10 protein-coding genes are annotated in these 11,986 nt (G+C 62.5%); 6 read left to right on the forward strand and 4 right to left on the reverse strand.

What is annotated here, in order from left to right:
* The gene (locus tag LNV08_RS16890) at nt 1-1,476 is read right to left on the reverse strand and encodes a M20 family metallopeptidase (RefSeq protein WP_263534902.1); all 1,476 of its coding nucleotides are present in this window, start codon (nt 1,474-1,476) and stop codon (nt 1-3) included.
* A 336-nt stretch (nt 1,477-1,812) separates the two neighbouring features.
* Between LNV08_RS16890 and LNV08_RS16895 the strand changes: the two genes are divergently transcribed.
* On the forward strand, nt 1,813-2,562 hold the full coding sequence (locus LNV08_RS16895; RefSeq protein WP_263534903.1) for a PEP-CTERM sorting domain-containing protein: 750 nt from the start codon (nt 1,813-1,815) through the stop codon (nt 2,560-2,562).
* 149 nt (nt 2,563-2,711) lie between these two features.
* On the forward strand, nt 2,712-3,569 hold the full coding sequence (locus tag LNV08_RS16900; protein WP_263534904.1) for a sterol desaturase family protein: 858 nt from the start codon (nt 2,712-2,714) through the stop codon (nt 3,567-3,569).
* Here LNV08_RS16900 and LNV08_RS16905 read toward each other — a convergent pair.
* Nucleotides 3,566-4,432, reverse strand: a complete 867-nt coding sequence (locus tag LNV08_RS16905; protein WP_263534905.1) for an alpha/beta hydrolase — start codon at nt 4,430-4,432, stop codon at nt 3,566-3,568. The genes LNV08_RS16900 and LNV08_RS16905 overlap by 4 nt on opposite strands.
* 162 nt (nt 4,433-4,594) lie before the next feature.
* Between LNV08_RS16905 and LNV08_RS16910 the strand changes: the two genes are divergently transcribed.
* The 4 genes from LNV08_RS16910 to ppk2 all read left to right on the forward strand — a co-directional run bounded on the left by LNV08_RS16910 (nt 4,595) and on the right by ppk2 (nt 10,097).
* Nucleotides 4,595-5,923 (forward strand): hypothetical protein, encoded by a 1,329-nt coding sequence (locus LNV08_RS16910; RefSeq protein ID WP_263534906.1) that lies wholly within the window; start codon nt 4,595-4,597, stop codon nt 5,921-5,923.
* Between the two features lie 5 nt (nt 5,924-5,928).
* Complete coding sequence (locus LNV08_RS16915; RefSeq protein WP_263534907.1) at nt 5,929-7,860, forward strand: MORN repeat-containing protein; 1,932 nt, start codon at nt 5,929-5,931, stop codon at nt 7,858-7,860.
* 28 nt (nt 7,861-7,888) lie between these two features.
* Nucleotides 7,889-8,851 carry a succinylglutamate desuccinylase/aspartoacylase domain-containing protein gene (locus LNV08_RS16920; RefSeq protein ID WP_263534908.1) on the forward strand — a complete coding sequence of 321 codons (963 nt, stop codon included), beginning with the start codon at nt 7,889-7,891 and terminating at the stop codon, nt 8,849-8,851.
* A 67-nt stretch (nt 8,852-8,918) separates the two neighbouring features.
* The gene (gene ppk2 / locus LNV08_RS16925) at nt 8,919-10,097 is read left to right on the forward strand and encodes a polyphosphate kinase 2 (protein WP_263534909.1); all 1,179 of its coding nucleotides are present in this window, start codon (nt 8,919-8,921) and stop codon (nt 10,095-10,097) included.
* A 19-nt stretch (nt 10,098-10,116) separates the two neighbouring features.
* On the opposite strand, the gene metW is transcribed toward ppk2, so the two are convergent.
* Together metW and metX are read right to left on the reverse strand one after the other, a co-directional pair.
* Nucleotides 10,117-10,698, reverse strand: coding sequence for a methionine biosynthesis protein MetW (gene metW / locus LNV08_RS16930; protein WP_263534910.1), 582 nt, complete (start codon nt 10,696-10,698; stop codon nt 10,117-10,119).
* Nucleotides 10,695-11,825 (reverse strand): homoserine O-succinyltransferase MetX, encoded by a 1,131-nt coding sequence (gene metX, locus LNV08_RS16935; RefSeq protein WP_263535064.1) that lies wholly within the window; start codon nt 11,823-11,825, stop codon nt 10,695-10,697. The genes metW and metX overlap by 4 nt, the downstream gene beginning before the upstream one ends.
* Nucleotides 11,826-11,986 lie beyond the last annotated feature (161 nt).

The following is an 11,986-nucleotide window of genomic DNA, read 5'->3' on the forward strand; positions in this document are numbered from 1 at the left end:
TCAGGGGTGCGCAGCCATCACCTGCGCCACCGCAGCAGTCAGGCGTTTGCCGTAGGGCACGTGCAAGAACTCATTCGGGCCATGGGCATTGCTCTTCGGGCCCAAGACGCCGCAGACCATCATCTGTGCCGCTGGAAAGCCTTTTTGCAACATGCTCATCAAGGGGATGGTGCCGCCCTGGCCGATATAACCCACCGGCGCACCGAAATGCGTCTCGCTGGCCTGGTTGAGCGCTTGGCTCAGCCATGGCGACAGATCGGGCGTGTTCCAGCCGGTCGCACCGTAAGCACCGGCGCGGCCGTCGGGCACGAATGTAACCTTGGCGTTATAGGGCGCGTTGTCTTCGAGCAGAGCTTTCAGGCGAAGCGCGGCGTCGTTGCCGTCAACCAGGGGTGGCAGGCGCAGCGACAGCTTGAAGGCAGTGAAAGGCCGCAGAACATTGCCGGCACTCTTCATCTCCGGGAAACCGTCCACGCCAGTGACCGACAAGGTGGGCCGCCACGTGCGGTTGAGCAAGACTTCGACCGGCTCAGCCGTCATCGGCAGCACCGGGCCGCCATCGGCGCCGCAAGCCCAGGGCAGGCGCTTATACACCTCATCCTTCAACAGAGCTGCTGTCGCTTTGGCCTGCTCCACCCGGTTGGCCGGGATCTCGCAGTGAAAACTCTCGGGCAGCAAGCGGCCGGTTTTGGAATCCTCCAGCCGGTCCAGCACTTGACGCAAGATCCGAAACGAGGAAGGCACCACGCCCGAGCCGTCGCCGGAGTGAATCCCTTCGGTCAAGACCTCGACCTTGAGTACGCCGCTGACCATGCCGCGCAAAGAAGTCGTTAGCCACAGCTGACCATAATCACCGGCACCAGAGTCGAGGCAGACCACCAGCGACACCTGGCCCAGCCGCTCCTTCAGGACGTCGAGGTAGGCCGGCAGATCGTAGGAGCCAGACTCTTCGCAGGTTTCAATGATGCCAACGCACCGTGGGCGCGGGATGCCTTGTTTGTCCAGCGCCATGATGGCCGTCAGCGATGCGTAGACCGCGTAGCCATCATCGGCGCCACCGCGCCCGTAGAGCTTGCCATCCTCGTACTTGGGCGTCCAAGGGCCCAGATCGCTGCGCCAGCCACTGAACTCGGGTTGCTTGTCCAGATGGCCGTACAGCACGATGGTGTCGGCGCTATCCAGCTTGGTGGCCGGCACCTCAAAGAAGATGATGGGCGTGCGGCCTTCCAGACGAATGACTTCCAGCTTGAGCCCGGCCACTTTTTTGCTCTCGACCCAGCCGGCCGCGTCGCGCAGTACCCGCTCGATATGGCCATTAGCGGCCCAGTCGGCGTCGAACATCGGGCTCTTGGCCGGAATGGCGATGTACTGCGTCAGCGCGGGGACGATTTCATCGTCCCAAACCTGGGCTGCAAAGTCGGCAATGGCCGTGGCTTGATCGGGCTGCAAGGGCAAGGCGGGGTCGCGAGCATTCATGATGGGGTTCCAGCTTGTGGCAGGGGAGACTCTATTTTAGAGCAAGGTTCGGCGTTCAACCAAACGGCACAAGCAACGAACCAAGCACCAAACACCACAAGAGCCGCCCAACGTCAACTATGCCGATCATATAAATAGTTATTTGCAAATTCCGCCATCTCATTAAGGCAGTCTTCAGATAGCGTGAATTTTCACAATTCGCTCAAATAGCTCGTTATGTGGACGCCAATTCAAAAAACTGAAAAAATAGCCCCATACAATTTCTCACCCACGCACCATTCATAAAATTGGGCGTTCGGGTGAGTAGTTATGTTTTCTAAAAATTCAGGGAATTCAATGAAGTTCACTTCCATCGCACGCGCAGCCGTACTGGCTGCCGCTTCCATCGGCGCCGCTCAAGCGTCGCCCCTCGTCACCAACGGGGACTTCAATACAGGCAACGGCATCGGCCTGTTCGGCTCCAAGGCCGACGCTCCGGGCTGGTACTCGGACAGTTATGGCAGCGCCTTCAACTTCCTGGTGGACAAGAACGCGGATAGCAGCGGCTTCCAGTCCAACACAGGAACAATCAAGTTGTACGGCCCAGTTTCGGGGTCAAACAATGGCTTCACTGAAAGCAGCAACGGCAATCGCTTTTTCGGTGGCGACGCCGATTACGCCTCCGCACGGCTGTACCAAACCATCAACGGGCTGGTGGTGGGTCAAAGCTACAAGCTGAGCTTCGAATGGGCCGGCGCGCAGTTTGTGCCAGATGGTGTGCACAATCAAACCTTGTACAACGCCAGCCAATGGCATGTCACCCTCGATAACGCTCTGGACGTGCGCACTGCCTTGTATGAAGACAAAAATGGCGCAGGCTTCGGCGGCTGGTGGAAGGTCAGCTATGACTTTGTGGCCCACAGCACTTCCGCAACACTGAGCTTCCTGGCTGAAGGCAACAAGCCGGCAGGCGGCATCGGCGGCCCTTCGTTCGCACTGCTGGACGATGTGGTCATCACCGCAGTTCCAGAGCCAAGCACCTACGCGCTGCTGTTGGCAGGCTTGGGCGCCGTCGGTTTTGTTGCCCGTCGTCGTAAGGCTGACTGATCAACTGGTCAAGCATCTGCGGAGTAGCGCAATCCAATCAATCCTTGATTGAGTATTGATTGCGCCGCTGAGACTCTGCACGCAAACCGGGTTGCCGCAAGGCGCCCGGTTTTCAATTCCGCGCCAGTTCGCTGAACCTCCTTCTCGCCATGAATCAAGCGCAATATTGGATACAACTGCTGAGCCAGTTGGGCAGTGAGGCCCTCAGACTTTGCATCTGGCTGCTGCTGCTGGGCGCCGTCTTGCTGCCTTTGGAGCTTCTTCTTTCGCGTCGGTCAGCGGCGGAAAAGCGCGTCCGTATTGAGTCCTTCGACCTCCTCTATTTCTTCATCAACGGCTTGCTGCCGGGCTTGCTGTTGACGGCGCCCTTGGCTTTGCTGGCCGTCATGGCGCGGCATCTGGTGCCCGAGGCGCTGCCACAGGCGGTTGCCACCCTGCCCTTATGGCTGCGGCTTTTGCTGGTGCTGGTGGTCAGCGAGGTGGGCTTTTACTGGGGCCATCGCTTGAGCCACAAAGTGCCGTTTTTATGGCGCTTCCATGCAGTTCACCATGCACCCAAGGGTCTGAACTTTCTGGTCAATCTGCATGCCCATCCGCTGGATTTGTGCTTCAACCGCCTATGCGGTTTTATTCCACTCTATTTGCTTGGCTTGATCGGCCCGACTGCCGGTGGCACCGCCACGCCCTTCGCCTTGATTGTTTTCAGCAATTTCTGGGCTCATTTTGTGCACGCCGATGTGCGCTGGCGCCTGGGGCCGCTGGAGCAGTTGATCTCATCGCCGGCTTTCCACCATTGGCATCACAACCGGGACGAACGGGCCGACTGCAACTTTGCCTCGCTGCTGCCCTGGATGGACCGTCTGTTTGGCACGCATCACCTGCCCAAACATTGGCCGACTGCCTATGGCATCACCGCAGACCATCCGGCTGGACTATGGCAACAAATGGCCGAGCCGCTGAAGCCTGCCGCGCGCCCATCAGGGTCAAATGCTACAAGCCAGGCCTAGCCAAATCGTTCAACCAGCCAGCTCTGCAAGCGAGCAAACACCTGCTCGCGTTCAGGCTCGTTGAAAATCTCGTGAAACAGGGGCTCAAAACACTGCGCCTTGACCAGGCCCTGCGGTGCGCTGGCAGCGAACTCGGCCGAGCCAGCCGGCGCCACGCACTTGTCGCTGCCGGCCCACATCAACAAGGTCGGCACGACCCAGTCGGCGCCATGCAAACGCACCAACTCGCCGCCGTCCACAATCGCCCGCGCCAAGGTCGGCGTGATGCGGTCATGCACCAAGGGGTCATCAACATAGGCTTTGACCACCGCCGCATCACGCGAGATCCATTTGGTCTTGAGCCCATTGCCGACCGCCAAATGCGGCGCCAGCGCCACACCGATGGCCAGTTGCAGGCGCTGGAAACTTGACATGCCGGGGTCCAGCGCGGGCGAACTCAACACCAGCGCGTCGATGGGGCGAAACCACATCGGCAATTGCCCGCCGCTGCTGGCCGCCAGGCCGCCGGCCACAAAACGCGCCACCACCAGGCCGCCCATGCTGTGCCCCAGCAGAATCAAGGGGCTGCGCCCCAGCTGAGGGTCGAGCCGCAACTCGTCGATCACCAGGGCGAGGTCTCGTAGCAGACATTCGCCATCGCTCACATCCCCGCGCGGGCCACCCGACGCGCCGTGACCGCGCTGGTCGAAGCCCACCACATGCCAGCCCCAGTTGTTCAAGCGCGCAGCCAGAGTCTCATAACGCCCAATATGCTCACCCAGACCGTGGACGATCAAGACGGTGCCAAGTGCTGGCTCCATACCGGGCTTGCTCCACTGTCGCCAGTGCAGCGGTACGCCGTCATCACATCTCAAGGTACGCATGCACACAGTGTAGGTAGGGCATGCCGCCTCGCGCCTCAGTGCTTGCCCGATCGGTATAACTACGCAAACACCCGCCATACAAAAGCAAGGCAAGCGCCGATGGCGATGCGCACGGCTCTACACTCACGGGCGTAGCCAAGTCCTCCCGCCCCAGAAGGCCCCATGAGATCACTTTTTACCCTGCTGCTGTCGCTCTTGCTGGCCGCCTGCGCCGCGCCCAAGTACACCGTCGATGATGGACGTAAGGTTGATGAAAGCCTGCTGGCCAATATCCGGGCCTATGGCAGTGGCGAGCAGTCTCTGCGGCCCGCCATCGTGCGCAGCGCCGGCTTGAAAGACGCCCAATGCGATCACCAATGGGAGTTACCCTTCGCGGTCGCGACCAGCTATGGCTGGGGCGAAAACGACCGCGTCGCTTGGGTGCGCGGGCTCAATGTCGACGAGCGTTTGACGGTGGTGGCCGCCTCGCCCAACTCGACACTCAATCCGGGCGACAAGCTGCAGGCCGTGGCCGGCAGGGCAGACAAAGACAGCGAGGCGCTACTGGCCCGACTGGCCGACGCGCGCGACGCCGGCAAGCCCTTTTTTGTCACCCTCAGCAACGGCGCCAGTCGATCCATCACGCCTTTTGAGGTCTGCCGGGGCTACGCCCGCTTAGCGCCCCCCAACACGCCCGAAATGCAGGACTACCACTGGTTGCTGAGCATGCATTCGCTGGATCTGTCGAAGGCACAGCTCAGCGAAGATGAAGCGCTGTGGGCGGTGCTGTGGACGCAAGGCCTGTCCGAAGAGGGCGGCGCGCGCATGAAGACCTATCACTACGGCACCAAGATCGTCGGCACCCTCTACAACTTGGCCACCCTCGCCACCGGCCTGCACGGCGCGGCCCTGGCGGCCGAAGCCGCGGTCACCGCGGCCAAGGAGGCCGCCAAATCGGTCGCCTCCGAGATCATCAAGCAGCAGCTGATCGAGCAAGGCAAGGCCCTGGCGATGCAGAGAATTCGCGAAGGCCTGATCGATGCCGGCAAAGAGCTGAGCAAGCAGCAAGTGATGAACGGCCTGCAGGCGGCTGCCGCCAACCGCAGTTCGCTGTCCGGCGTTGCCTGGATCGCGTCCACCGTGTTTGACCAAGCCGATCAGTGGGCCTTCGAGCGCGCCACAAAACTCGGCGCCGACCCCTTGGCGGCCTTTAGCCTGCATCAGAAGTTGCTGGAGCGCCGCCTGGCGGGCAACGCGTTTGCGCTCGATATCGAACGCCTCGAATCCCTCAGCAAGCTGGCTCAGACCAAGGGCTTGGATGCGCAGGTTCAGGCCATTTTGCGCGGCTTCAAGGCCAGCGAGCTGGCCCTCGAAATCGGCGCCATGCCCCTGGCCAGCGCCCCCACCACCTTCTCCTACGAAAGCGCCAGCGACCCCGGCAGCAGCCCTTTCGCGCGCGGTTTGATCGACGCCATGTTGGATATTCCGACCGAGTCAGGCGGGCATAAATAATGAAAATGATGAGTGTGAAGGAAAAAATGAACGGGCGCTGGCCCGCGTCCTTGGGCCTAATCCTATTTTTGAGCGGATGGGCTATCGGCGCGCATGCGCAGACCGCGGTTCAGACTGCGGGGCAAAACGCGCCCCAGCCCCTTTCTGCCAGCTCAGCCCCTTCGGCGGCATCTGCCCCAGCGGTCGCGCCCGACGCCGCCTCAGCGCCCGCAGGCCTGGACAGCGCCGAAGCCGCAGCCCCGGCGCCGCCCAGCTGTTCGGTGCTGACCCAGCGCGCCATGTCCACCGAGCTGCGCGCCGCCACCGCGCTGAGCCAGAACAAGGGCGTCGACGAGACCGCCAAACTTTTTGACCGCGCGATTGCCCAGTGGACCCTGGCGCTGGACGGCTGCGAAGGCCGGCCGCGTGAGCGCGCCCAGAAAAACCTCAACGACAGCGAACGCCAGCGCGCGCTGCTGGCCGAGCGCCAGGCCGCCGGCTCTCAGTGCGAGGTATCGCACCGCGACGCTGCCTCACTGCAGGAGCTGGCTGCGCGGGCCTTTGGCGAACGCCGCTGGCAGGACGCCGCCTCGCTCTACGGCAAGGCCGAAACCATGTGGGACTTGGCCTCCGAACATTGCACAGGCGCGCAGCAACAAATCGCCAACAAGAAGCGCGAGCAAGCCGAAATCGACGCCCACAACGCCGAACACTGCGCCCCTTTGTTTGAGCGCGCCCGCGAGTACACGCAGAAATTCAGAGCCGCAGCCCCCGGCTTGGCCCCGACCGACAAGCAGCAACAGTCGCAGAGCTCAGAGACGCTCTGGCGCAAGGCCAATGCCGCCTGCAAGGGCAATGCGCAGGAGCTGGCCGGCAACAATGCCCAAGCGGTGGCGCGCGAGCGCGGCACACCTTGGGTTGCCACTCAAGTCGCCGAGGCCGCTCCCGCGCCCGCAGCTGCGCCAAAACCCTCGCCAACGCCAACGCCTGTGCCTGCGCCCTCGCCCACAGCACAGGGCGCAGCCTCCAGCAAGCCAAGCCCGGCGGCGCTCGCGACGGCCACAACAGCAGCAGCCGCCACTGTGGCCGCGCCTAGCGCGGTCACGGCCGCAGCGGTCGGCGCCGCCGCCCTGGCCGCCGTCAGCCCGCGTCCGGCCAGCGCAGAGCAGCCGCAGCAGCAACAGGCGGTGCCTGCAGCCTCAGGCTCTTCATCAGCCAACAAATCCAACGCGCAAGAGCTGGATGTACTCACCGGCGACACCCGCTACAAAGGCTTGTTCACCCGCGAAGAGGGTCAGGTCGTGACGGGCAACGGCCGGGTCGAGTGGGCCAATGGCGATGTCTATATCGGTGACTTGCTGCGCAGCGTGCGCCATGGCAAGGGTGAATTCATCTGGGCCAGCGGCCAGCGCTACAGCGGCGACTGGGTACAAAACAAGGCCACCGGCACGGGCAAGGTCGTGTTCACCAATGGCAATCAGTTCGAAGGCACGGTGATCGACGGCACGCCCGAAGGCACCGGCCAGCTTCAGTACGCCAGCGGCGATGTGTACAAAGGGCAGGTGCAACAAGGCCTGCCCCATGGTCGGGGCAGCTTCCAGTGGAAGGGCGGTCAGCAGTTCGAGGGCGACTGGGTGCGCGCGGTGCCGCAGGGCAAAGGCGTGCTGCGCTTTGCCAATGGCAACCGCTATGCAGGCGATATCGTGGCCGGCCAGCCGCAGGGTCAAGGCCTGATGCAACTCAGCTCGGGCGATCGCTATGAAGGCATGTTTCACCAGGGTGAGCCGCAGGGCCAGGGCAGCTACAACTGGAAGGCCGGCGAACGCTATGTGGGCGCCTGGGTGGCCGGCCGCAAGCATGGCAAGGGCATCTTCTATTGGCCCAATGGTGACCGCTGGGAGGGTGAATTCAAAGACGACTTGCGCACCGAGTTTGGCGAGTTCATCCCCAAGGAATAGAGCCGCATTTCAAGCAGAAGGAACCCACATGACCACCCGCATTGAACTGCTCCCGCCCGATATCAGCCCTTACCGCGCCAGCGCCAGCGGGGTCGACTATGTTCATGTCTTTGCGTCCGGCCGCCCCGGGCCGGTCGTGATGGTGCAGGCGCTGACGCATGGCAATGAGTTGTGCGGCGCGATCGCCCTGGACTGGCTGTTCCAGCAGGGGCTGGGGCGCAGCTTGATGCCGCTGCACGGCGAGCTGATCATCAGCTTTGCCAATGACGAGGCCTATGCCCGCTTCGACCCCGCCGACCCGAATGCCTCGCGTTGCGTGGACGAAGACCTCAACCGCGTCTGGCATGACAGCGTGCTGTTCGGCCCCGGTGACTCCCTGGAGCTGCGCCGCGCTCGCCAGCTGCAGCCCTTTGTGGACCGCGCCGACCTGCTGTTCGATATCCATTCAATGCAAGACGCTTGCCGCCCCTTGATGGTGTGCGGCCTGCTGGACAAGGGCGCCGCCCTGGCGCGCAAACTGGGCATGCCGGGCGACCTGCTGATCGATACCGGCCACCCCTCGGGCCTGCGCATGCGTGACCGCGGTGGCTTCGGTGACCCAGGCAGCGCCAAGAACGCCTTGCTCATCGAATGCGGCCAACATTGGGAGCAAAGCTCGGCCGATGTCGCCATCGACAGCCTAGTGCGCTTCCTCAAACTGAGCGGCATGGTGGACACGAGCTGGGCCGACGCCCGGCTGCGCCTGCCGCTGCCGCCCAAGCAGCAGCTGATCCGGGTCGACCAGGCCGTGACGGCCTTGAGCGCCGACTTCCATTTCCTGCAGCCGGTGCGTGGGCTCGATGTGATCGCCCGGGCCGGCACGGCATTTGCGCAGGACGGCGACACCGTTTTCACAACAAGTTATGACAACACCGTGCTGGTGATGCCCAGCCTCAAGCATGGCAAACAGGGAAATACGATGGTGCGACTGGGGCGTTTTGACCCAACTTGAGCTGGATCAAGAACGAAGGGGTCAAGAAGTGCGAACGTGACATTTTCATGACAGCCCATTCAAGACCATGAGCCCAAGTCAAGCCAAGCCCAGCCCTGCCAAAAAGTCCGCCACCCCGCGCGCCGCCAAAGCCAAGGCTGCACCGGCACCGCTTGAGAAGCCGCGCCGTGCCCGCAGCGGCGACACCGCCGGCTCAAGCAATGACAAGCGGATCGCCCGCCAAGTTGTCAAAGAGGCCTTGAGCGCGGCGCGCGAGCGCCAGTTGGCCGCCTTGAAAGACATCGTTGCCAAGGGCGGGCCGGATGCCTTGGCCTCTTCGGTGAAAGCCATGGTGGCCGGGGCCTCGGCCGACGATGCGACCGCGCTGCGCGAAGCGCTGCTGCAGGAGCTGCACGCCACGCCCTTGAACGGCACGCATCCAGACGAGGAGCTGTCGGCTGATTGGCGGCGCGGCGGCTACCCGTATAAAAACCTGATGTCGCGCAAGACCTATGAGCAGCAAAAGTATCAACTGCAGGTCGAGTTGCTGAAGCTGCAGGCCTGGGTCAAGGCCACCGGGCAGAAGGTCATTATCTTGTTCGAGGGCCGCGACGCAGCCGGCAAGGGCGGCACCATCAAGCGCTATATGGAGCACCTGAACCCACGCGGTGCGCGGGTGGTGGCGCTGGAAAAACCCAGCGAAGTCGAACGCGGCCAGTGGTACTTCCAGCGCTATGTGCAGCATCTGCCCACTGCCGGCGAGATCGTGCTGTTTGATCGCAGCTGGTACAACCGCGCCGGCGTCGAGCGGGTGATGGGCTTTTGCAGCAATGACGAGTATGTCGAGTTCATGCGCCAAGCCCCAGAGTTCGAGCGCAACTTGGTGCGCAGCGGCGTGCATCTGGTCAAGCTCTGGTTCTCGGTCAGTCGGGCCGAGCAGCGCCGCCGCTTCAAAGAGCGCGAGGCACATCCGCTCAAGCAATGGAAATTGTCGCCTATCGATCTGGCCTCGCTGGACAAATGGGACAGCTACACCAAGGCCAAGGAGGCGATGTTCTTCCACACCGACATCGCCGAGTCACCCTGGACCGTCGTCAAGTCGGACTGCAAAAAGCGCGCACGCCTGAACGCGATGCGCCATGTGCTGCACCAGCTGCCCTATACCAATAAGGACTTGGCCAAGCTGGGTCAGCTTGACCCCTTGCTGGTCGGCCGCGCTAACTCGGTCTATGAGCGGGGTGAAGCGAAGGGCACGGCGGGCGCTTAAACGCTAAGAGGCTGAACGCCTAACCCCGGTCGAACTTGAACACCGCCATGCTGGCAAGCAGATTCGGGAAGCTACGCACCGCGTGGCCGTCCTGGATGCCGAAGCTGTCCAGTATGCGCAGCCGGTTCTTGCGCGCCAGCACCTCAAAGTCGGCGAAAGTGCCGACCCGAATATTGGGCGTGTTGTACCACTCGTAAGGCAGCACCCGCGTCACCGGCATGCGGCCCAAGGCCACTTGCAGGCGATTCGGCCAATGGGCGAAATTAGGGAAACTGACGATGCCGATGCGGCCCACGCGGGCGGTTTCACGCAGCATTGCCTCGGTATTGCGCAGATGCTGCAAGGTCTCCAACTGCAAGACCACATCGAAGCTCTGATCCTCGAAGATGGTCAGCCCGTCTTCCAGATTGAGCTGGATCACATTGACACCGCGCTGAGCGCAGGCCAGCAAATTGGCATCATCCAGTTCGACCCCGTAGCCGGTGCAGCCTCTATGCTTTTGCAAATAGGCGAGCAACTCGCCTGTGCCGCAGCCCAGGTCCAGGACGCGCGAGCCGACCGGCACCAAGGCCGCGATTTGTTCGATGACGCCGGCGCTCATGCTGCCTCTCCTGCAATGCGAGTGAAATAGGCGCGCAAGACGCCGTGATAGCGCGGGTCCTCCAACAAGAAGGCGTCATGCCCATGCGGCGCGTCGATTTCTGCGTAAGACACGTCAAGCTTGTTGTCCAGCAAGGCCTTGACGATCTCGCGCGAGCGGGCCGGCGAAAAGCGCCAATCGGTCGTGAAGCTTGCGAGCAAGAACTTGCAGCGCGCGCTGGCAAAAGCGCGGCTGAGGTCGCCGCCAAACTCACGCGCCGGGTCGAAGTAGTCGAGCGCGCGGGTGATCAAGAGATAGGTATTGGCGTCAAAGTAGTCACTGAACTTGTCGCCCTGGTGGCGCAGATAGCTCTCGATCTGGAACTCGATGTCCTGAGTCGTGTAGCCCAGCTCGGCGGCGCGCATTTCGCGCCCGAACTTCTGCTCCATCGCGTCGTCCGACAAATAGGTGATGTGGCCAATCATCCGCGCCACGCGCAGGCCGCGCTTGGGGATCGCGCCATGCTCAGCGTAATGGCCGCCGTGGAAGTCGGGGTCGGTGATGATGGCGCGCCGCGCCACTTCGTTGAAGGCAATGTTCTGCGCCGACAGCGCCGGTGCGGTCGCTATCGCGATGCAGTGACGCAGGCGTTCGGGATACCGCAAGGCCCAGTCCAGCGCCTGCATGCCGCCCAGCGAACCGCCCAAGACCGCTGCCAATTGCGTGATGCCTAACTCGTCAAGCACACGGGCCTGAGCATCAACCCAGTCTTGCACGGTGACGACGGGGAAATCGGCGCCGTAAACCTTGTTTGTCGCCGGATTGATGTCGCGCGGCCCGGTCGAGCCAAAGCAGGAGCCGAGGTTGTTGATGCCGATGACGAAGAACTTGCTCGTATCCAGCGGTTTGCCGGGGCCGATCAGGTTGTCCCACCAGCCTTCGCTTTTGTCCTGGCCCGCGTAGGTGCCGGCGACATGGTGGCTGGCGTTCAGCGCATGGCAGACCAGCACCGCATTGCTGCGCGCGGCGTTCAGCTCGCCATAGGTCTCGTAGACCATCTCGTAGTCGCGCAACTCAAGCCCGCTGCGCAGGCGCAGTGGCTTGGCAAAAGCCATGCGCTGAGGGCTGACGTCGCCCAATTGACCCATATGTGGCATCAGTGAAAAGCCTCCAAAAAACAAAACCGGCACCGCTGAGAGTAAGCGGACGCCGGCTTGCGGAGTCCCTCTTTAGCGGAATTTATTAAGCGCCCGCAATTCGGAACAAATCGGCGCTGGGGAGCATTATAAGAGGGCCGTCGGGAGCCCTC

The sequence above is a fragment of the Paucibacter sp. TC2R-5 genome (assembly GCF_025717605.1).
Taxonomy (GTDB): Bacteria; Pseudomonadota; Gammaproteobacteria; order Burkholderiales; family Burkholderiaceae_C; genus Paucibacter_A; species Paucibacter_A albus.

Coding starts and splice junctions, on each gene's coding strand:
- LNV08_RS16890 (WP_263534902.1), bottom strand. CDS start 1,476: ATGAATGCTCGCGACCCCGCCTTGCCCTTGCAGCCCGATCAAGCCACG.
- LNV08_RS16895 (WP_263534903.1), top strand. CDS start 1,813: ATGAAGTTCACTTCCATCGCACGCGCAGCCGTACTGGCTGCCGCTTCC.
- LNV08_RS16900 (WP_263534904.1), top strand. CDS start 2,712: ATGAATCAAGCGCAATATTGGATACAACTGCTGAGCCAGTTGGGCAGT.
- LNV08_RS16905 (WP_263534905.1), bottom strand. CDS start 4,432: ATGCGTACCTTGAGATGTGATGACGGCGTACCGCTGCACTGGCGACAG.
- LNV08_RS16910 (WP_263534906.1), top strand. CDS start 4,595: ATGAGATCACTTTTTACCCTGCTGCTGTCGCTCTTGCTGGCCGCCTGC.
- LNV08_RS16915 (WP_263534907.1), top strand. CDS start 5,929: ATGATGAGTGTGAAGGAAAAAATGAACGGGCGCTGGCCCGCGTCCTTG.
- LNV08_RS16920 (WP_263534908.1), top strand. CDS start 7,889: ATGACCACCCGCATTGAACTGCTCCCGCCCGATATCAGCCCTTACCGC.
- ppk2 (WP_263534909.1), top strand. CDS start 8,919: ATGAGCCCAAGTCAAGCCAAGCCCAGCCCTGCCAAAAAGTCCGCCACC.
- metW (WP_263534910.1), bottom strand. CDS start 10,698: ATGAGCGCCGGCGTCATCGAACAAATCGCGGCCTTGGTGCCGGTCGGC.
- metX (WP_263535064.1), bottom strand. CDS start 11,825: ATGGGTCAATTGGGCGACGTCAGCCCTCAGCGCATGGCTTTTGCCAAG.